This is a genomic window from Gaetbulibacter saemankumensis DSM 17032, assembly GCF_000425645.1.
In the GTDB taxonomy this organism is placed as follows: domain Bacteria; phylum Bacteroidota; class Bacteroidia; order Flavobacteriales; family Flavobacteriaceae; genus Gaetbulibacter; species Gaetbulibacter saemankumensis.
This window is the reverse complement of sequence record NZ_KE384430.1, coordinates 581268-604498: the sequence shown is the minus strand read 5'-3', so window position 1 is coordinate 604498 and position 23231 is coordinate 581268. Positions and strand designations below refer to the sequence as shown.

At 34.0% G+C, this 23231-nt stretch carries 20 protein-coding genes; 6 read left to right on the top strand and 14 right to left on the bottom strand.

The genetic code is table 11. The features are described 5' to 3' along the window. Nucleotides 1–60: 60 nt before the first annotated feature. Together H611_RS0109235 and H611_RS0109230 are read right to left on the bottom strand one after the other, a co-directional pair. Nucleotides 61–981: a FecR family protein gene (locus tag H611_RS0109235; RefSeq protein WP_027138094.1), complete on the bottom strand. Its 921-nt coding sequence runs from the start codon at nt 979–981 to the stop codon at nt 61–63. A gap of 52 nt (nt 982–1033) precedes the next feature. Further along, nucleotides 1034–1546: an RNA polymerase sigma factor gene (locus tag H611_RS0109230; protein WP_027138093.1), complete on the bottom strand. Its 513-nt coding sequence runs from the start codon at nt 1544–1546 to the stop codon at nt 1034–1036. A gap of 321 nt (nt 1547–1867) precedes the next feature. On the opposite strand from H611_RS0109230, the gene H611_RS0109225 reads away from it, so the two are divergent. From H611_RS0109225 to H611_RS0109215, 3 genes are all read left to right on the top strand, one after another. Then, entirely contained in the window at nt 1868–2257 is a 390-nt protein-coding gene (locus H611_RS0109225) for a DUF6438 domain-containing protein (protein ID WP_027138092.1), read from the top strand. A gap of 143 nt (nt 2258–2400) precedes the next feature. Further along, the gene (locus H611_RS0109220) at nt 2401–3555 is read left to right on the top strand and encodes a DNA polymerase III subunit (RefSeq protein WP_027138091.1); all 1155 of its coding nucleotides are present in this window, start codon (nt 2401–2403) and stop codon (nt 3553–3555) included. Between the two features lie 8 nt (nt 3556–3563). Beyond that, nucleotides 3564–3959, top strand: a complete 396-nt coding sequence (locus H611_RS0109215; RefSeq protein WP_027138090.1) for a hypothetical protein — start codon at nt 3564–3566, stop codon at nt 3957–3959. Between the two features lie 5 nt (nt 3960–3964). On the opposite strand, the gene H611_RS0109210 is transcribed toward H611_RS0109215, so the two are convergent. The 7 genes from H611_RS0109210 to H611_RS0109180 all read right to left on the bottom strand — a co-directional run bounded on the left by H611_RS0109210 (nt 3965) and on the right by H611_RS0109180 (nt 14865). Continuing rightward, nucleotides 3965–4798: a DUF4249 domain-containing protein gene (locus H611_RS0109210; protein ID WP_027138089.1), complete on the bottom strand. Its 834-nt coding sequence runs from the start codon at nt 4796–4798 to the stop codon at nt 3965–3967. Nucleotides 4799–4804: 6 nt separating this feature from the next. Next, nucleotides 4805–7174 (bottom strand): TonB-dependent receptor, encoded by a 2370-nt coding sequence (locus tag H611_RS0109205; RefSeq protein ID WP_035483713.1) that lies wholly within the window; start codon nt 7172–7174, stop codon nt 4805–4807. 269 nt (nt 7175–7443) lie between these two features. Further along, nucleotides 7444–7962, bottom strand: a complete 519-nt coding sequence (locus tag H611_RS0109200) for an OmpH family outer membrane protein (RefSeq protein ID WP_027138087.1) — start codon at nt 7960–7962, stop codon at nt 7444–7446. Between the two features lie 225 nt (nt 7963–8187). Beyond that, nucleotides 8188–9048 (bottom strand): class I SAM-dependent methyltransferase, encoded by an 861-nt coding sequence (locus H611_RS0109195; protein WP_027138086.1) that lies wholly within the window; start codon nt 9046–9048, stop codon nt 8188–8190. A 53-nt stretch (nt 9049–9101) separates the two neighbouring features. Next, nucleotides 9102–10973 (bottom strand): tRNA uridine-5-carboxymethylaminomethyl(34) synthesis enzyme MnmG, encoded by a 1872-nt coding sequence (gene mnmG, locus H611_RS0109190; protein WP_027138085.1) that lies wholly within the window; start codon nt 10971–10973, stop codon nt 9102–9104. 84 nt (nt 10974–11057) lie between these two features. Continuing rightward, nucleotides 11058–11468, bottom strand: coding sequence for an rRNA maturation RNase YbeY (gene ybeY, locus H611_RS0109185; RefSeq protein WP_027138084.1), 411 nt, complete (start codon nt 11466–11468; stop codon nt 11058–11060). Next, nucleotides 11461–14865 carry a DUF4175 family protein gene (locus H611_RS0109180; RefSeq protein WP_027138083.1) on the bottom strand — a complete coding sequence of 1135 codons (3405 nt, stop codon included), beginning with the start codon at nt 14863–14865 and terminating at the stop codon, nt 11461–11463. The genes ybeY and H611_RS0109180 overlap by 8 nt, the downstream gene beginning before the upstream one ends. A gap of 136 nt (nt 14866–15001) precedes the next feature. Between H611_RS0109180 and gltX the strand changes: the two genes are divergently transcribed. Next, complete coding sequence (gene gltX / locus H611_RS0109175; RefSeq protein ID WP_027138082.1) at nt 15002–16528, top strand: glutamate--tRNA ligase; 1527 nt, start codon at nt 15002–15004, stop codon at nt 16526–16528. A gap of 45 nt (nt 16529–16573) precedes the next feature. Here the strand turns inward: gltX and H611_RS0109170 are convergent, their stop codons facing one another. Further along, the gene (locus H611_RS0109170) at nt 16574–17257 is read right to left on the bottom strand and encodes a hypothetical protein (protein WP_027138081.1); all 684 of its coding nucleotides are present in this window, start codon (nt 17255–17257) and stop codon (nt 16574–16576) included. Nucleotides 17258–17326: 69 nt separating this feature from the next. Here H611_RS0109170 and H611_RS0109165 point away from each other — a divergent pair, with 69 nt between their 5' ends. Then, the gene (locus tag H611_RS0109165; RefSeq protein WP_027138080.1) at nt 17327–18247 is read left to right on the top strand and encodes an SPFH domain-containing protein; all 921 of its coding nucleotides are present in this window, start codon (nt 17327–17329) and stop codon (nt 18245–18247) included. Between the two features lie 24 nt (nt 18248–18271). Here the strand turns inward: H611_RS0109165 and H611_RS0109160 are convergent, their stop codons facing one another. The 4 genes from H611_RS0109160 to H611_RS0109145 all read right to left on the bottom strand — a co-directional run bounded on the left by H611_RS0109160 (nt 18272) and on the right by H611_RS0109145 (nt 22384). Beyond that, a complete protein-coding gene (locus H611_RS0109160; RefSeq protein ID WP_027138079.1) occupies nt 18272–18505 on the bottom strand; it encodes a hypothetical protein in 234 nt (77 codons plus the stop codon). Between the two features lie 75 nt (nt 18506–18580). Then, nucleotides 18581–19735: a GNAT family N-acetyltransferase gene (locus H611_RS0109155; protein WP_027138078.1), complete on the bottom strand. Its 1155-nt coding sequence runs from the start codon at nt 19733–19735 to the stop codon at nt 18581–18583. A gap of 66 nt (nt 19736–19801) precedes the next feature. Then, nucleotides 19802–20284, bottom strand: a complete 483-nt coding sequence (locus H611_RS0109150; RefSeq protein ID WP_027138077.1) for a DUF1761 domain-containing protein — start codon at nt 20282–20284, stop codon at nt 19802–19804. Nucleotides 20285–20365: 81 nt separating this feature from the next. Then, nucleotides 20366–22384 carry a glutamine--tRNA ligase/YqeY domain fusion protein gene (locus H611_RS0109145; protein ID WP_027138076.1) on the bottom strand — a complete coding sequence of 673 codons (2019 nt, stop codon included), beginning with the start codon at nt 22382–22384 and terminating at the stop codon, nt 20366–20368. Between the two features lie 230 nt (nt 22385–22614). Between H611_RS0109145 and H611_RS0109140 the strand changes: the two genes are divergently transcribed. Continuing rightward, the gene (locus H611_RS0109140) at nt 22615–23073 is read left to right on the top strand and encodes a hypothetical protein (RefSeq protein ID WP_027138075.1); all 459 of its coding nucleotides are present in this window, start codon (nt 22615–22617) and stop codon (nt 23071–23073) included. The last annotated feature ends 158 nt before the right edge of the window (nt 23074–23231 follow it).

Below are 23231 nucleotides of genomic sequence, written 5' to 3'. Positions count from 1 at the left end.
TTCACCTTTTAAAAGTAAAATTTTATTTATTAATACAAGATTAAATATGACTTCAACCATTTATCTCGGAGACAATACGATGCGTTTAGTATCCTTATCAATTTGATACGTTAAACCCATGGGAGCAATTACAGTTTTTAGAGCAAGTTTTAAATCTTTATTGGTAAAAGCTCCTGTGAATCGTTTGTAAGAGTCGATATTAGATGTATCGAACTGAATATCATACTGATTTTCTAAAGCATTTAAAACATTAAAAATAGGTGTGTTTACAAAAACGCTTTCGCCTGAAGTCCAGTTCGATTCGTTTTCTGAGAACTCCCAAGTCTCGAAATTATTATTTAGAACCCGAACCCCCTTACCCGGTAATAAAATTATTTCATCCTTTAACAGATTACTGGTTACTCTAACTTTCCCTTCAGTACACTGTACTTCAAAATATCCTGTTCTGGAAATCACATTAAATTCGGTACCTAAAACCTCTACAATGCCTTCATTTGTATACACTTTAAAAGACTCCCCTTTTTCAACATCGAAAAAAGCTTCTCCCTGCAAAAACAATTCTTTATTAGATTTCCAATTTAAAGCTTTATAATAAAGTTTTGTTTTCGCATTTAATTTAACCGTAGAATAATCAGGTAAAGTAACCGCCAACTGCTCACCAAAGCCGGTCTCGTAGTTAGATTTCATAGTCAACACATAAAACACACCAAAAGCTAAAACAATTGCAGCGGCGTAAGCCCATACAGGTATAAGGTTTACAACCTTTGGTTTCTTCTTTTTTGTAGACGCATTTTGGGCGTTTAATTGATCTAAAATCTTTTGAGCATTATATTCGGGCCCCATCAAATTTTGTGAGGTATCATTAATTCTTTTAAATAAGGGGTAATCTTTAGATTTCTTAAACCTTTCAAGCTCTTCAACGGATAATTCTCCCGCAATCCACCGGGCTAAAAAGTTATTTTCTTTAATATAATTCTCCATTGATTTAAATGATCTATATTATTAAAACAGTTAACAACGGGTTTACCCTACTTTAAATATTACCTAATTTATCTCTTAATGTAATCAATGCTAGACTCATACGTTTTTCTACAGCTTTTACCGTGACTCCTGTGATTTCTGCAATTTCTGAATATTTCTTTTTGTCTATTCGACTTAATAAGAATACTTCCCGTTGTTTTTCAGGTAAACTCGCTATAACACGGTTAAGTTTTGCCCAGAATTCCTGCTCTTCCAATAGAAATTCGGGCGTTTGATTAGTGCTATTATTTTCGGGAATAGATTGATATTTTAATACAATCTTTTTATGTTCCGCATCGTTTAAAAACAGATTTCTCGCAATTGTAAATAAATAAGATTTAGCCTTATCAAAAATTACTTTTGAACAGTTAACCCATAATTTGGTGTAGGACTCCTGAACAATGTCTTCACTTAGCTGGGCATCACCACACTTATAATAAATAAAATTAAAAAGCGTTCGTGAATGCGCATTAAATAAATGCTCATAATTGACTTGTTTACAGACCGATTTACTTTCGTTGTCCATGTATTTAGTTTAGGGCTATTGACTCAAATTTAAAAAAATTAAATAAAAAAGTAGGGTATTTTACTTTTTAACTGTTTTATATATAACTAAGCTGTTAGAGCCCCACTTAAAAGTTTAGTATAAAGCCCCAGACCCCGAATAACCCTGAACTTTTAAACCTACTGTATTATGAAAGATTATAATCTTGATTTGTCAAGGCTGTAATAAATTGATTTTTGTTTTAAGTTTTAAATCAATCGGTTAAGTTAGCTAATTTGTGCCAAAGCAGCCCCCAAATACTTTGGCCCAAATGGCAACTTAAATTAACAGTAGTATCATTAAATGAATATAGCATTACCAATATTGACAAAAGAAGAAACTGTAAAGACCTTTTTGACCTTTTCTAAAGGAAAATGCTCTAAGAAGTTAACAGTTTACGATTTGTGGATTTATCATAATGGTGATGTTGTTTATAATGGCATAAAAAATGTTCCAAAATTAGGTGTTCATACAGCCAGAGTCTCCAATGATGTTATTTTAAAATTAGATTTCTATCTAACCAACGCGAACGCCAAAGAAATAAACTATGTTTTAGGTAATGATAAGCCTTTAAACATTTTAAAATACCAAGAAAAAAAAGTGGTGTTTCAGTCAAATAGAGTAAAAGGTAATCTACGTGAAACCTATAACATATTGGAAAACATAGTAAATAAAATAAACAATCTAGAATAAAATACTATATAAATAGAATGAGGGTTCTTACAATTATAGTAGCCTCCGCCAAAACGAATTGGCGGAGTTTTTTTTGACTTTTCTTTTCAAAAGAACGCATTCAGCTCAGGCATAATTAAAATATTAAAAAACTATATTTGTGCATGCTTTTTCAAGACATTTTAGGACAGGAACATATTAAAAACCATTTAACGCAAAGCGTTGATAATGGAAGAATTCCGCACGCACAATTATTTGTTGGACCTGAGGGCTCAGGTACCTTACCTATGGCAATTGCCTACGCACAGTACATTCTATGCCATAATTCTGAAGGAGAAAATAATACGGGTAATGACTCTTGCAACTTAAAATTCAATAATATATCCCATCCGGATTTACATTTCGCGTTCCCTGTTACTACCAGTGATAAAGTAAAAAGTCATCCTGTATCAAGCCATTATCTTGAAGAATGGCGTAAACTTCTTAAGGAACAACCCTATGGAAATTTATTCGACTGGTATAAAATTTTAGGGGTCGATAATAAACAAGGGCAAATTGGTGTTGATGAAGCACAGGATATTGTAAAAGCCCTGTCTTTAAAATCTTATGAAGGCGGTTATAAGGTGATGCTAATTTGGATGGCTGAAAAAATGAATATTGCGGCCGCCAACAAACTTCTGAAACTTATTGAAGAACCTCCTAATAAGACTATCTTTATTCTAATTGCCGAAGACGAAGAGCAAATTATAAATACCATTAAGTCGCGTTGTCAAATTTTACATTTTCCACCATTAGCCGAAGGTGTTATAAAAGCAGCGCTTATGAAGGAATACGACCTTAATGGTACAGTAGCCGCTAAGATAGCACATCAGTCCAACGGTAATTATAACAAGGCCTGTGACCTTGTGTATTCAGATTCGGAGGACTTACAGTTTGAAAAATGGTTTATTATCTGGATTCGTAGTGCGTTTAAGGCAAAAGGCAACAAAGCAGCTATTCACGATTTAATTTCATGGAGTGAGGATATTGCTAAAACTGGTAGAGAAACCCAAAAACAATTTCTAAATTTTTGCTTAGATTTCTTCAGACAGGCGCTATTAATGAACTACAATGCTAATGAATTAGTCTATTTCGAACCCAAAACAGAAAAATTTCAATTAGATAAATTTGCTCCTTTTGTTCATGGTAATAATATTTTAGAGATTAGTGACGAACTTCAAGATGCTATTTACCATATAGAGCGTAATGGGAATTCGAAAATAATATTAACAGATCTATCAATAAAACTTACCAGATTACTACACACAAAACCGAATTAATAAGGAGTATGAATCATTTATTAAATCATAGTGCCGAACTACTTATATTACTCTTTTTAATCGTTACTTTTTTTATGAGTTTTTTAGATAAAATAACCGATTGGAAAGGCAACATTTCCTTTTTAAGTGATTATTTTTCAAAAACTTTTTTAAGTAAACAAATGCCATTAATTCTCCCCTTTATTGTACTTCTTGAAGCTGCTACAACACTTTTTTGTAGTATTGGTATATACCAAATTATGCGCAACGATAAAAGCCTCTATGCTTTACTGGGAAGTATTTTTGCTTGTATAATTCTTCTAATATTTCTGCTTGGTCAGCGCATAGCTAAAGATTATGACGGAGCAAGAAATATAACCATCTATTTTATTGTAGCTCTTTTTAGCGTGTTCTTATTACAATAAAGATATTAATTATCTGCTACGAAAACATGTGTTTTAAAATCGGTTTCAGTTATTCTAAAATATCCATAGGGATAATTATCAGAATTCGTATTATTAATAATATTTCCCCGAATTTCAACAGGAACTGGAGCAAATGGATTATCCGAACTTGTTTGGCTTATTAAAAGTCGAATATAGTTATAATAACGCTCGGATATATTATATAAATTAATGTCTACGATATCACCAGGTTGAAATTCATCGTCCTCATCATCACCACTCTTCTCATAAAATAATTGCACTTCATTACCATTTAAAAATTCATCTGAAACATCCAGTAAATAGGGAAAATAATCATCTCTGTCTTTAAATTTTAATAAGTAAAAATTAGTTTCATCTGCTGGATCTTTGAAAAACACATTCACTTCTAATGCATCGGGTAAAAAACCATTATCTCGAGACTGTGTGACTTTTGTAATTGGCGTTGTAGGCAACAAGGTTTCTGTTGCCGTATAGCTCTCACCTTCATATATAACTTCCAAAGTATAAGCTTCATTAAATACCGGGTCGAATGTATTTATCGTGTAATTACCGTTGTTATTATCTGCAAAATTATAAATCTCGCCATCACTTTCACGAGTTACCGTAACGGTTGCACCTGTAACAGCATTTGGTGATTCTAAATCGTAAAATGATCTTGTAGTGCTTAATTTTATTGTTTGATTTTGTCCTATCGTACCCTTTTCCCAATCTAGAGAGGCTTCAATAACTAACCGAGGCTCTGCTGTAGGCACATCAACATCAACCACATCTGTACATGCCATAAATAAACTAACAACTATATATATATACTTTTTCATAGCTTCTTAAAATTTAAAATTATAAGTTACAGATGGTACAATACCAAAAATAGCTGTTCTTGTAGCTTCATTAACACCCGTTTCAAGATTTTGACCGAATGAAATAGAGGCTGCATTCCTTCTGTTATAGGCATTATAAATACTAAATACCCACTCCCCTTTCCAACGTGCATCGGGCTTACGATTCGGATTTAATGTAGCCGCTAAATCTAACCGATGATACGATGGCAATCGACTGGTATTTCGAGGGCCGTAAATTGGGACCGATATACCTTCATATTCATATTGTCCATTAGGATAAGTTACAGGGCGACCGGTCTGATAAATAAAATTACTACTGAAACTCCATTTATCGTTTAACTTGTAGCTTCCTGTTAAGGATACATCATGAGTTCGATCGTAGGCTGTATTATACCACTTTCCATAATTGATTCCTGGCCCTCCGGCATTACCTCCCGGAGTTTTTTGTTCTGATTTCGAGATAGTATAAGCCAACCAGCCCGTAAATTTTCCTTTATTTTTACGCAATAGGAATTCTAAACCATAAGCTCTAGATTCTCCACTTAAAATTTCGGTTTCTATATGATTATTAGCAATTAAACTTGAGCCATCCACATAATCAATACGATTATCGACCGTTTTAAAATATGCTTCCGTTTCTAAAGAGTACTTACCGCCTCTAAACTCTTTGAAATACCCCGCAGAATATTGATTACTTATTTGGGGTTTTATGAAAGGTCCACTTGGTGTCCAGACATCTAAAGGTGTTGTATTCGCGGTATTTGACAAAAGATGTAGGTACTGCGAAATTCGCGAATAACCCATCTTTATTGAAGCCGATTCATTCAATTCATAAGCCAGACCTAAGCGTGGTTCAAAATTTGAAAAATCGATTATAGATTTTCCTTTATCATATTCAATTTCTCCTGTTTTTGTACCAGATTCGTAAAACCCTAAGGTTTCATTGTAAACTACGGGTTGATTGTTTGCGTAAGTAGCAATAGCCTGACCTCCCATACGGTTAAACATACTAAAGCGTAAGCCTAGTTGCAGATTTAACTTATCTGATAATTTATGATCCGCATTTAAGTATAAAGCACTTTCAATGGCGCGGCGTTTATCTAAATTACCCGGGTTAATTGCCGAATCCTCATCTGTTGGGCGCACTTCTCCAGGATTAAATGTATATGTAATGGCACTTGCCCCAAAGTCGATAGTAGTTTTATTATTTAAATAGAATTTAAAATCGTATTTACCATTAAAATTACTAATACTGGACACCCAGTCTAAACCTATAAAATCAAGGATTAAATCGTAATTATATTTACCATAAATGAAGGATGCGTTCGAGAATAGTTTATCGCTAAACACATGATTCCATCTTAAATTAAAAGTACTATTACCATAGGAATTATGAAAGGCATCACTAAAATTTAAAACATCTCGGCCAAAATATCCCGAAACATATAAGCGATTATTAGTGTTAATCTCATAATTACCTTTCACATTTAAATCATAGAAATAAGCTGTATTCTCTTCACCTGATAATTGCAAAAACAAATGTGCATAAGAGGAACGTCCTGCAACGATAAAGGAACCCTTATCTTTAATCATAGGACCTTCGGCAGCCAGTCGACTTGAAATAAGCCCAATGCCCCCATTTAGATGAAATTCTTTACTATTCCCATCTTTTTGACGAATATCAAGCACAGAAGAGACTCTACCTCCAAAATTAGACGGTATATTACCTTTGTAGAGCTTCATATCTTTTACAACATCGGCATTAAACACCGAAAAGAATCCGAATAAGTGTGATTCATTAAAAATAATAGCCTCATCTAAAAGCACTAAATTCTGATCGGTAGCTCCACCACGAACATTAAAGCCGTTAGAGCCTTCACCATTATTAGTAACTCCCGGTAGCAACTGTATAGATTTTACCAGATCGACTTCACCTAGTACTGCAGGCATTTGCTTTATAGTTGATGTTTTTATCAAGGCTACACTCATCTGCGGATCCCTGATATTAGATTTTTCAGATTCTTCAGCAGTAATAACTACTTCATCTAAAGAGGTTGTATCTTCTTCTAATTCGAAAGACAGATTTAAATTTTTATTTAATTTAATTTCAACTTTAACTGTATTATACCCTAAGTAAGACACTACTAAGTTATAGGTGCCTTCAGGTGCTGTTAATGAATAAAATCCATAAGCATTAGTAACTGCACCCGCCGATGTATTTTCTAAATAAACAGATGCCCCAAAAACAGATTCACCATTAGCAAAGTCTTTTACAGAACCACTTACCGTAAACTTTTCCTGAGCAAACATCAGGGTCGTTACCAACAAAAAACAAATACTAAGTTTTGTAGACATAATCAACTTAAGAATTTAATTACAGATGCAAAAAAAAGGAATTATTACCAAAACTACTGTTAAAACAATTCCTTAGATTTAAAACAAGCCAATATATAGTTGAAAAAATAAGACTTTATCATTAGGAACTCAAATATATGACAGAAATAATTATCAAGACTAAGCTAAAAACGAGAATATACATTCCTGAAAATGTATTTTACCAACTACTATCTATAAAATAAAAAAAGCCAGCTAATTGCTGGCTTCCATTAAATCATAACAACCTATTATTCCTTAGAATATGCCTTATTTAAAGCTTCTAAAATGGTATTTGTTAAATCATTTTCCTGAGCGCCATACATAACAGTGGCAGCAGCGTCACTCGTCCCTAAAACATAGGTATAACCGTTGTTTTTACCGTATTCCTTAACATAGGTTTTCACCTTACCGATAACCGAATCAATTTCTGCTTGAAAAGCCATTTGCAATTGCTGTTGCTCAAATTGCATTTGTTGCTGTAATTGTTGCTGCTTTTTTTGAAGCCCCGACATTAATTCTTGTGCTTTTGCTTGAGTTGCTCTCTGAGCCTCTGTCTGCACATCCTGAACTTCTTTTTGAAAGGCCTTACCTAAACTATCTGCCTTGATTCTAAATGCTGCATCTCGTTCTTGAAATTTAGCTTCAACATCCTTTTTCTCTTGATAATCGTTTATTACCACGCCATTATCTACAAATCCAATTTTTGATTGATTTTGACATGAAAAAAGCATTAAGCCAAATCCAACTGCATAAAATATATTCTTCAATATTTAAATTTTAATTTGAACAAATGTAATAAAGTAAAGTCTTGATAAATTCTATTTAAATTCATAAATTAACACATAAGACAAATCTATCATTGTCGGGCAAGACATAAATTTAAACTATTAAAAACAACACGTTTTAAGGCGTTTTAAGACAATTAAAAAAATGAAACGATAAATCAGTCATGAAGTCGGCCGAACGCTTAATAATGACGCTGTAATGTCAATTTAGTTCTTCTTTATAATATAAATAAGCGAAGAAGATTCCTTTGTACGAATAGATTTTAAATTTGAAAGCAATCCAACATAAAAACCCTTCACAAAATTCATTTTTCCGGTTTTATATTTTTCAGAAAGCAGACTTACATAAAAAGCATCGAAAAGCATCGGCCTTATTTTTATAACCTGCATGCCAAACTTTGAAAACAAATTTCGAATAGATTCTTTATTAAAATGCCATAAATGTCTTGGTACATCAAAAGCAGCCCAAAAAGATTTATAAAACCGGGCATCGTAACTTTTATAATTTGGAACAGCAATTACCAAAACACCATTTGGTTTTAATAATTTTTTAAATGTAGCAATTTGATCTTCTAAATTTTGCACATGCTCTAAAACATGCCAAAGTGTAATAACATCAAAACTATTCTGTTTTAGTTTAAAAAGATTCTCAGAATTAAAAACAGCCTGATCTGTTTTTTTATTAGCCAATTTTCTGGCCTCATTGTTTGGTTCAATACCAACAACCTCCCAGGAGTTAGATTTTGCAACTTGTAAAAAATCACCCGTTCCACATCCAACATCTAATAATTTTTTAGATTCAGTATTAAATGAATTTATAAGATGTAATTTTCTCTTTAGCGCAAAAAGCTTCACCAGATGATAAAGCTTTTCAAAAATATTTCTTTTCGCATCGGTATGCGAAATATAATCTTCACTTAAATAATATTCAGGCAACCTATCTAATGATGGTCTGGGTTTAGTTTCTAAAAATCCGAATTCAGAGTTCTCAATTAGCTCAAAATCTTCTTTGGAAACTGAATAATCTTTTAGTTTTAAATAGATGTTTTTTGAATTTTTAGAAGTCACTTTAAAGTAAATTTTTAATCAATAAAAATAACGTTCCACGTGGAACCCTAAAATTATCGTCCCATATAAACCAATAATACAGAAATATCGTTTGGCGACACACCACTAATTCTTGATGCCTGAGACACGGTAGTAGGTTGAATCTTTTTTAGTTTTTCACGGGCTTCAAAACTCATCGACTTAATTTGAGAGTAATCAAAATTTTCCGGGATTTTCACATATTCCAATCGACTTAATTTATCCGCATTATTCTTTTCCTTTGAAATATATCCCGAATATTTAACCTGAATTTCGGTTTGCTCGATAACTTCATTATCCAGACTGTTTTCTTGGATATAAGCTTCAACTTCTTGTACTTTACGAATATCATCCATTTCAATATTCGGCCTAGCAAAAACTTTAAATAATCTCCCTGACTGTTTAACTGTTGCAGAATTTTTGGATTCCAAAATAGGATTAATCTCTTCCGGCTTTACACTCGTGTCTTCAAAAAACTTAACGAACTTTTCCGCTGCTTGATGCTTTTCCTCCATTCGTTTTAAGCGTTTTTCTGAAGCCAAACCTAACTCGTAACCTTTAGGTGTTAATCTTAAATCTGCGTTATCCTGCCTCAATAACGTACGATACTCTGCACGCGACGTAAACATACGATACGGCTCTTCGGTGCCTTTTGTAATTAAATCGTCAATTAAAACACCTATATAAGCTTCGTCACGTTTTAAGGTAAAAGCATCTCTTTCTTGAACTTTTAAACTCGCATTAATGCCAGCCATCAATCCTTGTGATGCTGCTTCTTCATACCCCGTAGTTCCATTAATCTGACCAGCAAAATACAACCCCCGAACAAGTTTTGTTTCTAACGTATGTTTTAATTGTGTTGGTGGAAAATAATCGTATTCTATAGCGTAACCAGGCCTAAAGAATTTTACCTTTTCGAATCCCACAACCGAACGCAATGCTTTAAATTGAACATCTTCAGGTAGGGATGTAGAAAATCCATTTACATAGACCTCACACGTATGCCACCCTTCCGGTTCAATGAATAATTGATGACGGTCTTTATCTGCAAATCGATTAATTTTATCTTCTATGGAAGGACAATATCGAGGACCCAAACTTTTAATTCTTCCATTAAACATTGGCGACCTATCAAAACCTTCACGAAGCAAATCATGAACCAATTCACTCGTATAGGTCATAAAACATGAACGTTGTTTTTCCAACGGTTTTGTTACATCTAAATACGAAAACTTTTCAGGATTATCATCACCAGGTTGTTCGGTCATTTTGGAATAATCTAAAGAACGACCATCCACCCTTGGAGGCGTACCCGTTTTCATTCTTCCTGATTCAAAACCTAAATCCACCAACTGTTCTGTTATCCCTGTTGCAGCTTTTTCCCCAGCTCTACCTCCTCCAAAATTCTTTACTCCAATATGAATTAAACCATTTAAGAACGTACCGTTAGTTAAGACCACAGTACGTCCTTTTATTTCGACACCTAATGAGGTTCTAACCCCAATAACTCTATCCTTCTCTATTAACAAACCAGACACCATTTCTTGATAAAAATCAAGATTCGGTGTTTGCTCCAAAAGCAATCGCCAATCTTCAGCAAAACGCATACGATCACTTTGCACTCTCGGACTCCACATAGCAGGTCCTTTAGATTTATTAAGCATTTTAAATTGTATCGCAGACGTGTCGGACACAATACCACTATACCCACCAAGCGCATCAATCTCACGCACAATTTGTCCTTTAGCTATACCACCCATAGCTGGGTTACAAGACATCTGAGCTATGTTTTGAAGATTCATTGTAATGAGTAAGGTCTTACTCCCCATGTTAGCTGCTGCTGCTGCTGCCTCACTACCAGCATGACCAGCTCCCACCACAATTACATCATACACATCATTAAACATACTTAACACCATTAATGTTCCACGTGGAACGTTTTACTTTTACTTTCAATTTCAGCCTGCAAATATACGTTGATTTACCGAATATTAAACACGTTCATTTAAATAGAAATCCTCCTTTTCACGCATCAACTTAGCTTCACTATCTGTTTTATCTTTATAGCCACAATAGTGCAACACCCCATGTACCATAACCCTATGCAATTCATCTTCAAAACGTGTTTTAAAATCCTTCGCATTATCTGCAACCCGTTCTGTTGAAATAAAAATGTCTCCCTGAATTAATTTACCAACCGTATAATCGAAACTAATAATATCTGTTAAGGTATCATGATCTAAAAATTCTACATTCAATTTATGCAGATATTCATCATCACAAAACACATAATTAATCTCTTCTAAATTAAATCCTTCCGAAGCGATTACTTTAGAAATCCAGGTTGAAACATTTGCTTCATTTTGAATTTCAAAATCATTTTCATAATTATAATTAATCATTATTCACCCTAAAATATTCGTTAACTTTTTTTCTATAAACCGGCTGCAAAGGTAAACTTTGTTTGTTCAATATCTCTATTGTATTAAAATATTGCTTCGCTTTAACTGAAAGACTATCAATACTATTTGAATAACTCTTAATATTGGCTTCAGACACACGTTTATTATCTTCTCCCTGCTCTAAACTTGCCTCCTGAAACTTTAACAATTGATGCTTTAAATTACGCATACGACGCAAAGTGTTCTCATTAATTCCACTATTCAACAAATCCATTTCTACCGACTCCATTGTACGCAATAAGCGCTCCGCATTACCCTTAATCCCTTCTTTAATTATTTTATCCTCTAGCTGGTTTCTAAGCTCCTGTTGACGCTTGTAAATTTCAAATAATAATTCCATACTATCTTCCCCACCCAAACCATCTTTACCTCCAGGTTCATGTTCACCTTTGCCTTCTTTAGACGAACCATCATCGCCCTCCTTGCCTTTTTCACCATCCTTACCAGGTTTTTCTTCACTTTCTCCAGTAACCCCCTTATCTTCTCCATGTTGCTTCATGCCCTCCTCCATCTTTCTATTTAATTCTTCCTGACTCATAATAATATCCGGTAACTGCATATCACCTTTCCCATTAGGACTTATTGACATATTAAGTTTTTCTTCCATACTATCGAGAACATCGCTTAAAAAATCAGCCAAATTATTGGTTGCAGTCATTGTAAACTGTTGCTTTGAAATACCTTGGTAAAGTTGGCCTTCAACCAAAAATTCCAAAGCCTTTTCAATATTAAAATAAACCTCTCCTATTTCCTTATTAACATTTTCAGACAATTTAGGCTGCCTTAAAGACAACGCAAACAAACTATCATCAATATGTTCAAAATGCTCTTTTAAACTATTTTGCGCCTTTAAGTAAGTCGCATATTTATTATGATTTTCCTCAATTTCCTGGAAATTTTTCATCAAAGATTCCTGATCTAATGAAAACAACACTAAATTATCAAGTATTTGTCTGAGCATATCGACATCCTCTTGCATTTGATCACCCCCACCAGCCTGCATGGCTCCCTCCATACTTTGGCTCATTTGTATCATCTTTTTTGCAGCCTTTTTCTGATTTATTTGAGCATCCTTTAAATGCTTCTCACCATCCTGAGATTTCGTATTTTCATCATCGTTAGATTGATTATTCTCTTTATTTTCTAATGATTGCGTTGCATTCATTTGATCCTGCTGAATTTCATGTTCCATCAATTTATCCTGAGGAACCTCTATGGGCTTAACAAGAGCTTCTCCTTCCTTTTTCAATTCATCCAACTCCTTGGTCAACTCTTCAAACTCCTTATTTAAAACGTCCTGATTTTCCTTTGAATTGCTTTCATTGTTTTCCTTAGCTAATTGTTCCTGATCTATTGCCAACTTCATTAAATCTTCTTTAAGTTTATTCAATTTTTCCTCCACATAAAATCGTTTCATTAACTCAACAAGCTGTTCTAGACTACGCTTTTTATTTTTGTTCCTTTTGGCTAATTCATCCAGCTTCTGATTTAACTCCTCATTATTAATTTTATCCTGAAGCTGCTTTAATTCCTCCAATAGCCTTTCATCCTGTTCCAACTGCAACTCATTCTCCTTTAAGCGCTCTTTTAATGCCTCCTTAAATTCATTATCTTCCTCTATATCCGCATTTTTATTAATATTATCCTGCAACTGTTTATTAAAATTTTTCATCATCTCATCCTGCTGCTTTTGGCGCTCCAAAAAGGATTCTAATTTCTTCTTATCATTAAAATTCAAACTATTTTTTTCCTTTTGAACATTAGACAATTGTAGCAACTCCTTTTCCCTATCATTAAATTTCTGCAAGGTTTTATCTAGGCCTTTTATAGACTCTTTTTGCGTCTTTAAACGACGCTCTTCCTCCTCTTGATTTGTTCGCTTACGATAAATAAAAACATCGCTTTTGGAAAGCTTATAACTATGAATTTGGTCGTTATCTCGAACTTCAAAATACACTGCATAGGAAATACCAGCATCAATTACCAAGTTACCAGGAAAAACATTTACAAATTCAAAAACATTCAAATCAGAAACATCCATATCTATGCCACGAGCATCCTCATCACTATCCACAGGATGATACACAAGGGTAAGTTTTGAAAACCCATAATCATCCTGAACACGTCCTAAAAAATACATACTTTGCGCATCCAGACTATCCTTTTTCATTTCAACTTGAATACGAGGATATTCATCTTTAACCACTCCTATATTAAAAGATAATTTTTCATAATCAATTAAACTAGCATTGCTTGTAGTGATACTATAATTTAAGTTATCGTATACAGACTTAGACAAAAGAAATCTATTATCAAACTCAGACACAAACAAGGTAGTATCTTTAGCATATAATTTAACCTGATCCGTTGATTCCGTAAGGAAATCCCAGGTAATTTTGGTGCCTTCAGGAACAATAGCATTTCCGGTACCTTTTAGAGTGTCATCTGACCTTTTTATATAGTCAGGATAATCAACATGCATTTGAAAATCTACCAAAGAAGGTGCTTCAATAATATTAATATCATATAACTTAGACCATACTTTATTAGCCTGTAACTGAAATTGTATAGGGACATTTAACTGTAGGAATTTATATTCAAAAACACCATCCCCATTATTCTTCAAAAAATAATTTTGATTATCATAAACAATCTGAACCTGCTCTGGAATCACCTCTCCCATAACCCTCACATTCAAAACAAAATCATTACCCTCCACGACATCTAATTTGTCATTTACCACATAAAATTGAAATGGTGCAGGTTTCTCAAAAGCTGTTTTATAATGCACAACCCGGGTATAGCTATTAGCAAACCAATTAGAATGACCTGTCACAATTAATAATAATATTATGACTAACGGCACAGCAGCATATTTAAGATACTTTAAATTAGCTTTAAAATTAACAGCCAACTTAAAAGGAACTGGAGTTAAGTGAAGAGACTTTTGCTCTATACTTGCCAGTAACAATTCACTTTGATCCGAACTATTATTAAGTTGTAAAACATTTAGCAATTTATCATTTACCTCAGGAAAATGACGCCCTATAATTTTTGATGCCTCAATATAATCTATACCTTTTTGTAATTTGAATAGCTTAGCTGATGGCAACAATATAAACTTTACCAATAGAGCCAATTCTACCACTACAAAAAACCAGAATAAAAAGGTTCGTGCATTAACACTCAACCATAGCATATGTTCTATAAAAAGAGTAAATAAAAAATATAATAATCCTATGGCAACAAAAAGTATGGCTCCCTTTATAAGCTGATTCAAATAGTACCTTCTAATAAAGGCTTCCAGCTTAATTTGTATGTTTTTAAAATGATTCAAAGTTGAAAGCTATTTTTAATCCGTTTTAAAGCTTAATAAATTTTAAACCTTAATTAACCTACTAATCTACAATTTTATTCAGTACAGTCTTTATAATTATGTGTTAATTGTATCTTTGCACTCAAAATTACAAAACATGACCAAAAACGTTCGTGTGCGTTTTGCACCAAGCCCTACTGGCCCACTACATATCGGAGGTGTGCGTACTGCATTGTTCAACTATTTATTTGCAAAAAAACATCAGGGATCTTTCATTTTAAGAATTGAAGATACCGATCAAACACGTTATGTTGAAGGCGCCGAAAATTATATTATCGACGCTTTAAAATGGTGTAAAATGCCTTTTGATGAAGGCCCGGGTATTGGTGGAGACTATGGTCCATACAGACAAAGTGAACGCAAACAACTATATAAGCAATATGCCGATGAATTGATTACCTCTGGAAATGCTTATTACGCGTTTGATACGGCCGAAGAATTAGATGCCCACAGGAAAGATCATGAGGCTAATGGCAAAACTTTTATATACAATTGGCACAACCGCCTTAAACTAAACAACTCTCTTTCCTTAAGCGCAGAAGACGTTCAGGCAAAATTAGAAGCTGGTGAAGATTATGTGATCAGATTTAAAATGCACGACCCAAAAGAAGGCTCTCACTCAACCATTTCTACCAAAGATATAATACGAGGACACGTAACTTTCAAAAAAGAAGTTTTGGATGACAAGGTAATCTTTAAAAGTGATGGCATGCCTACTTATCACTTAGCCAATATTGTTGACGACCATTTAATGAAAATTACCCATGTTATTCGAGGTGAAGAATGGCTACCTTCTCTTCCGATGCATATTGCACTGTATCAAGCATTGAATTGGGACATACCAGAATTCGCACACTTACCACTTATTTTAAAACCAACAGGTAAAGGAAAGCTCAGCAAACGTGATGGTGATAAATTAGGATTTCCAGTATTCCCATTAGAGTGGACAGACCCTAAATCGAATGAAATATCACGAGGCTATAAAGAAGATGGATATTTTGCCGATGCAGTCATTAACTTTCTAGCATTTTTAGGATGGAATCCAGGTACAGAACAGGAACTATTTAACTTAGAGGAATTAATCGAAGCCTTCGAATTAGAACGCGTTAATAAATCGGGAGCACGTTTCGATCCAGATAAAATTAAATGGTTTAACCATCACTATATGCAGGAGCAATCAAACGACGATCTTGCACAACAATTTCAAAAACAGCACGCATACTTAACTGAAATAGATGTTAACTATATTGCTATGGTTGTCGGCCTAGTTAAAGAACGTGCCACTTTTGTTTCCGATTTTTGGGACTTAAGTCACTACTTTTTTACAGCCCCAACAGAATACGATGCAAAGGCCTCTAAAAAAGCATTTAAAGAAGGCACTAAGGCCATTCTAGAACAAGTGAGCACCATTATTGAATCGAATGAAAATTTCACCGTTGAGGAGCTTCAAAATGACATTAAGGGTTGGATAACATCAAACAACATAGGTTTCGGACAGGTAATGATGCCCCTGAGACTTGCATTGGTAGGAGCCTTACAAGGTCCTGACGTTTTTGAAATTATGTTTATGATTGGAAAATCGGAAACTCTTAAACGTATTAACAACGCTACAGCCACTTTATAAAATATTCAATCTAAACCTGAGTCATCATTCAGGTTTAGATTTGTTTTAAAACATGAATAAGGCACCTAATACCAGCATGCTTTGATTACCTTTAAAACTTGATATACCTCCCGAAGCATCAATGTTTTCAGAATTTAATTTACTCAACATATTTGTAAATCCATAAATGTATTCGGCCTTCAACCTAAAGAAACCATAGCCTGCCGATGCCCCTATTAAACCATTTACGTTAAAACGAGTAATATTATTTAAATCTGAAGCTAATACCCTATCGTAGGTATTTATGTAATACCCCGCCTGATTTTTATCTTTTAATTCTAATTTACTGTTATATTGCAACATGGGCCCCAGATCTATGGTAACATAAGGCGTACCCAATTTAATATGACCGAGTAACGCTATTTGAGCAGCGAATAACTTATAATCTATAAAAATTTCGTCTGAACCATTTTCTGTGGTTCTTGCTGCAATTCCCACAGGGCTTTCGGATAATTGCATACCAAAACTCATATTATACCAACGATGCGGAATATCTACCGTAGCAGATAAGCCACCAAGAAAACCACTACCCTGTTTGGTTGTTAAATTATCGGTAAGTATATTAAATTTTGTAATACCCCCAAAAACGCCAACCCCATTGGTTATATGATAATTACGATGTTGAGAAAAACTTTTTGTAACAAAACAGGTTGTAATAGCTACTAATAGGAAAGATTGCTTTAAATTCATGGTTAGTTTATTAGCATCAAATATAATATATTTTTAATATCTCATTTTTAACAAATTAAATACACCATTATGAACTTTTTATTTCCAGTATTTCTATTTTTAGGAGTCATTATTCTGATTTCTTCCTTTTTTATAGTGAAGCAACAAACGGCTGCCATTATAGAACGTTTCGGTAAATTTTCCAGTATCCGCCACTCGGGTTTGCAATTAAAAATCCCATTAATTGATAAGGTAGCCGGTAGACTTAGTTTAAAAATCCAACAATTAGATGTAATTGTAGAAACCAAGACTTTAGATGATGTTTTTGTTCGATTAAAAGTATCCGTACAGTATAAGGTAATTCGAGACAAAGTCTATGATGCTTTTTATAAATTAGACTACCCCCATGACCAAATTACCAGCTATGTGTTTGATGTGGTTAGAGCTGAAGTTCCTAAAATGAAACTTGATGACGTTTTTGTTAAAAAAGACGATATCGCCCTTGCCGTAAAAGCTGAATTAAACGATGCGATGTCAGATTACGGATTTGATATAATTAAAACCTTGGTAACTGATATTGATCCAGACGCTCAGGTAAAAGCTGCGATGAATAGAATTAACGCCTCTGAACGTGAAAAAATAGCGGCTCAGTTTGAAGGGGATGCACAGCGCATTTTAATTGTAGAAAAAGCAAAAGCTGAAGCAGAAAGCAAGCGTTTACAAGGTCAGGGTATTGCCGATCAGCGTCGTGAAATAGCCCGCGGATTAGAAGAATCGGTTGAAGTGTTAAACCGTGTTGGCATTAATAGCCAGGAAGCATCAGCCTTGATTGTTGTTACGCAACATTACGACACCTTACAATCCTTAGGAGAAGAAACCAACAGCAATCTCATCCTATTACCAAACGCACCTCAGACTGGTAGTAATATGCTCAACGAAATGGTTGCAAGTTTTACAGCCAGCAATCAAATTGGCGAAGCCATGAAAGAAGCTAAAAAGAAAAAACAATAATAATTTAAGAAAATTACAAACCCCTTAAAGATGTGATTTAAGGGGTTTTTTTAAACCTTGCTCTTCTCTGTATTTATCGAGAATACTTCTTAAAGTCTGTAAATAATTATCCATGGCCTCTGCATCAACACGCGGATGCGCCTCATTGGGTATGGTCACAGGGTTTTCATCTAAATGCTTATATAATTCTGGATACTCCATTTCAATTTCCCGTATCAATCCGGAAATTTTACCAAGTATTTTGGTTAAAGATTTCATAATAATCAGCCATAAAATAGACTATTAAATTACTAAAATTTAAGGACTTACAAAAGCTTATACCCAATAAATCTTTTACTTAAAAGGATGCCTTTCTTCCCAATCCTGTATTGGGTTCATAAGTCGACAAAACTGTCTCAAAAGCGCATTAAGTACCACGTTGGTATGTTTTAAATATACCACCATTGGAAAGGCTTTTGCTCCTACCGAGCTTTTTATAGCCATAGCTGTTCGTGCATAAACAACCGTTTTAAAATGGTGTCTAATCCCAAATTCAGCCATATCATAAAGCATATTTAAATACAATTGGTTGGGATACTGATGCTCTTTATCATATCCTAAAAAATAAGTTTCTAAATCATAATCATTTAATATGAGGGTATAAAACCCTATCAATTCATTGTCTAAGTAATAACCAAAGACCCTAAAATTATTACGTAAATGACATTTTAAATTATAAAAATGATCTGGAGTCAATATGAATGTGTTGAATTTTGCATTATTTGATACATTCAAATACAACTCATGTAATCTATCCAGATTCTTTTTAATATCGCTGAGATTTAGCTCTACGGATTCTATTCCATTAAATTTTTGTTTGGCGCGTTTATAGCGATCGCGATATTTTTTATTTAACTCAGATTTATAATCCTCTATGCTTTTCCAATTAGCATTAAGCTCCATAATCATATTAGGTTGCACGGAAACCTCATACAAATGATGCGATCTAAAAAAATCAAATTGACCAACAATATCATCCTTAAAAAAATAGTCCTTAAAAAGAATGGCACGGATCTTTTTATTTTCTTGGATTTTAATCATTCGGGAGATTTCATCGAGAGACTGATACACTCTTTCAAGAAAACCAGCAGTTGAAATGTGCTCCTTCTTAAAATAGATACCATGTTGTCCTGTATGCATCATATTACCAACTACCAGAATATTCCCTTTTAAAACTCTGGCAACCTTATCTTTTACATATTCCCTAAAACAAGACCAGGCCTTATCACGAAACATATCTCGAAGATACAGTTGCACCCTTTGTACCAGAGCCACACCAATTAAGTCAGCCCCTACAAAAACCCCCACATAATAACAGTTAATATTATCTGGAGCCGATTCCTCCAATACATTTAGATAAGTCGTCTGCAAAAACAAATCATGACTTGTTAAAGTATCCCAAGATTCTGGCAACTCCTTAACCGATTTATAAATGTGGAATGTTTTCAAATTAAACCATAAAAAAGACTGAAGTAAACCCTCAGTCTTCAATTAAAAAATAAACTTACAAAATTTTTATTTCCAGCCACAAATAATAGCACCCATAATTCCTAATGTAACAATCCAATAACCTGAATTTATAAAAATATATTTCGCTCCCTTTCTCTCAAATAATGCATTTGTTCCAAGAATAGGAAGGGCTATAAAAACACCCGATAAGACACCATGAAAAGCCCCATGTTTAAAGGTTCTAAAGGCATCTCCATAATCTGCAATAAAAACTTCGTAAGAAGGTAATGCTGACGTTGGGTCACCTCCCACCATACTCAGTGCTCCCATTTGATGGATTACTATTCCGGGTAGAGCAATCGATAATAAAAATGCGAATAACAGTGCCAGGGCGAAGATCTTAGCCATATTTGCACCTTTCATTTTTTCTTCGGTCATATCTGCTGCCTGCATCCAAGCATTACCAAATACTTTAGGATTATACCAGATAAAACCCACGACTAAAGCTGACAAAGCAGCCGCAATAATTGCTAAAAAATTAAATTCCATAATAATTTTAGTTACAGATTAGATACACTAAATATAGCTAAAATTATCATGAAACATCCCATCTAAAATACTAAACAGAGGCTAGATAATTGCCTTTGCTTCCGCTACTAATAGTTCGTTTTTATCTTCTATGGCCTTAGATAAAAAAGCGTCAATATTCTCATCTTTTGTTAATCCAGAATCCAATAATACACCTAAAGAAATAACGACAGCTATACGCGTACCAACTTTCTTTACAGCTGTATTAAACAAAGGTTGAAGTTCTTCATAACTAATATCGTTAGCTAACTGCTTAATTTCTTCCTTTATTTTAAGCTGCTTTTGCTCCGGCAAATTTGTATATTTTTTACCTAATTGCTGAATTACATCAATAGCTTTACGCTTTGGTTGATTCTGTTGGGGCTTCTTATTTTCAGCTCTATTCTGAGTATTTTCTACCGGCTTTTGTTTAGACCAGGTATCCCGCAATCCAACCGTTTTATTAAATACTAACTTATTATTCCCTGAATCCTTATCAACACAAAAATATCCTAAACGTTGGAACTGAAAGCGATCGCCCACATTAGCTTCTACCAAGCTAGGCTCTACATAAGCATCGATAAGTCGCAAAGAATTCGGATTTAAAAAATCCATAAAATCTTTATCCTGATGACTATCTGGGGCTTCGTCCATAAACAAGCGATCATATTCACGAACTTCAGCTTTTACCGCATGTTGAATAGAGACCCAATGCAATGTTCCTTTTACTTTCTTAGAAGTATCTTCAGAATAGGTACAGTGAATTTCTGTAACCTCTCCATTAGCATCTTTAACAACATGCTCGGCTTTAATAATATAGGCATTTTTAAGACGCACCTCGCCTCCCAATTTCAATCGAAAGAACTTACTTCCTGCCTCCTCTTTAAAATCCGATTTTTCGATATACAACTCTCGAGAAAATGGAACTTTTCTATAACCTGCGCTTTCATCCTCCTGATTATTTTCGGCATCCATCCACTCCACCTTATCTTCAGGATAGTTTGTTATAACCAATTTAACCGGATCTAAAACTGCCATAACACGAGGAGCGGTTTTATTTAAATCTTCTCGAATACAAAATTCTAAAAGGGATACATCAATAACGTTATCACGCTTGGCAACACCAACGGTTTCAACAAACTTACGTAAGGCATTTGGCGTGTAACCTCTACGACGTAAACCAGAGATTGTTGGCATACGCGGATCGTCCCAACCAGCAACAATCTTATTATTAACCAATTGCAATAACTTACGTTTACTCATAATGGTATAACTTAAGTTTAAACGCGCAAACTCCCTTTGTTTAGGAAGTAAAGGATATTCTTCCTCACTGTAATTATAAACCTGATTTTTAAACCAATTGTAAAGTTCTCTATGGGGTTTAAATTCTAAAGAACATAAAGAATGTGATATCTGCTCAATATAATCGCTTTCACCATGAGTCCAGTCGTACATAGGATAAATACACCAAGCATCACCTGTTCTATGATGATGTTTCTTTAAAATCCGATACATAATAGGATCACGCATCAACATATTTGGGTGCTGCATATCTATTTTAGCCCTTAAAATATGGTCTCCTTCATTAAATTCACCTGCCTTCATGCGTTCGAATAAATCCAGATTTTCTTCAACGGTTCTATTTCTATAAGGACCATTGATACCGGGTTGTGTAGGCGTTCCTTTTTGTTCTGCCATAGCTTCACTAGATTGTGAATCGACATAAGCCTTACCGTCTTTTATTAATTGTACTGCCCAGTCGTATAACTGCTGAAAATAATCGGAAGAATAAACTTCTTTATCCCATTTATAACCCAACCACGCAACATCTTCCTTAATGGCATCTACATACTCCTGCTCTTCCTTGGCGGGATTGGTGTCATCAAACCTTAAGTTCACCGGGGCATTATATTTTTCACCCAATCCAAAACTTATACCAATAGCCTTAGTATGTCCTATATGTAAATATCCATTGGGCTCTGGTGGAAATCTGAATCTTAAATTCTCTTTAGGCATTCCATTTGCCAAATCCTCTTCAATAATTTGCTCTAAAAAATTGAGCGATTTTATATCACTGCTCATAAATATATATCAGGTTTCGGCAAAATTAAGCAAAATAGCATTACTAATATGAAGACCTTCACGAATATAAAAGCCCTACTGAAAATTAATTCTAACTTTTTTAAAGAATAATACCACCCCAAAACATCTATTGGCACATAAAATAAAAATTAAATCAATTTTTACGACGAAACGCTTGTTTTTTACGATAAATTGCATAGATTTGTTCCATAAACCCTTAAGTCTCAAATATGAAAACAAAGATTATACTACTTAGTTTCAGTTTATTTTTAGTTGCTGGCATTGGTTTTGCCCAAAAAAAGAAGGACAGCAAAGATCAACCTAAAAGTATTATTAGAAAGGGAACTTCTATAAAAAAGTATCATAATATAGACGAACTGGAACAAATGCAAAAAGGTGAATTAGTAGACCTCTATATTGAGCGCATTGAAACCTTAGTAAACGTTTTACCCTATATTGGATTTGCCATTAAACCGGGAGTAACAATGGAAACTTTAGGTATACCAACTAACAAAGACAACAAGGAAGCTTTAGAAGAACAATTTGAAAATACTGATAACTATTTAGAGAATACCGTAGAATTCCAAAAAATGATTTTACCTTATTCTGACACCAGCAAGTTAATATCGGCCATATTATTTTATGAAGAAGCCATGAAACTTTTACATGAATACGGCGAATATCGCTAAGACTTTTCAACTATAATTATTTTATATAAACTACCTTAAAAAAGTACAATCTTGATAATTTCAGATTGTACTTTTTTTATTCCTGATTTCCATATTCTTTAAAAACTTAAAAATTTGTCCGTAAATCCCTTGCCTTTATTACATTTTAATAACTATTA

Coding starts and splice junctions, on each gene's coding strand:
- gltX (WP_027138082.1), top strand. CDS start 15,002: ATGACCAAAAACGTTCGTGTGCGTTTTGCACCAAGCCCTACTGGCCCA.
- H611_RS0109215 (WP_027138090.1), top strand. CDS start 3,564: ATGAATCATTTATTAAATCATAGTGCCGAACTACTTATATTACTCTTT.
- H611_RS0109220 (WP_027138091.1), top strand. CDS start 2,401: ATGCTTTTTCAAGACATTTTAGGACAGGAACATATTAAAAACCATTTA.
- H611_RS0109165 (WP_027138080.1), top strand. CDS start 17,327: ATGAACTTTTTATTTCCAGTATTTCTATTTTTAGGAGTCATTATTCTG.
- H611_RS0109225 (WP_027138092.1), top strand. CDS start 1,868: ATGAATATAGCATTACCAATATTGACAAAAGAAGAAACTGTAAAGACC.
- H611_RS0109145 (WP_027138076.1), bottom strand. CDS start 22,384: ATGAGCAGTGATATAAAATCGCTCAATTTTTTAGAGCAAATTATTGAA.
- H611_RS0109170 (WP_027138081.1), bottom strand. CDS start 17,257: ATGAATTTAAAGCAATCTTTCCTATTAGTAGCTATTACAACCTGTTTT.
- H611_RS0109230 (WP_027138093.1), bottom strand. CDS start 1,546: ATGGACAACGAAAGTAAATCGGTCTGTAAACAAGTCAATTATGAGCAT.
- mnmG (WP_027138085.1), bottom strand. CDS start 10,973: ATGTTTAATGATGTGTATGATGTAATTGTGGTGGGAGCTGGTCATGCT.
- H611_RS0109150 (WP_027138077.1), bottom strand. CDS start 20,284: ATGGAATTTAATTTTTTAGCAATTATTGCGGCTGCTTTGTCAGCTTTA.
- H611_RS0109210 (WP_027138089.1), bottom strand. CDS start 4,798: ATGAAAAAGTATATATATATAGTTGTTAGTTTATTTATGGCATGTACA.
- H611_RS0109205 (WP_035483713.1), bottom strand. CDS start 7,174: ATGTCTACAAAACTTAGTATTTGTTTTTTGTTGGTAACGACCCTGATG.
- H611_RS0109235 (WP_027138094.1), bottom strand. CDS start 981: ATGGAGAATTATATTAAAGAAAATAACTTTTTAGCCCGGTGGATTGCG.
- H611_RS0109160 (WP_027138079.1), bottom strand. CDS start 18,505: ATGAAATCTTTAACCAAAATACTTGGTAAAATTTCCGGATTGATACGG.
- ybeY (WP_027138084.1), bottom strand. CDS start 11,468: ATGATTAATTATAATTATGAAAATGATTTTGAAATTCAAAATGAAGCA.
- H611_RS0109140 (WP_027138075.1), top strand. CDS start 22,615: ATGAAAACAAAGATTATACTACTTAGTTTCAGTTTATTTTTAGTTGCT.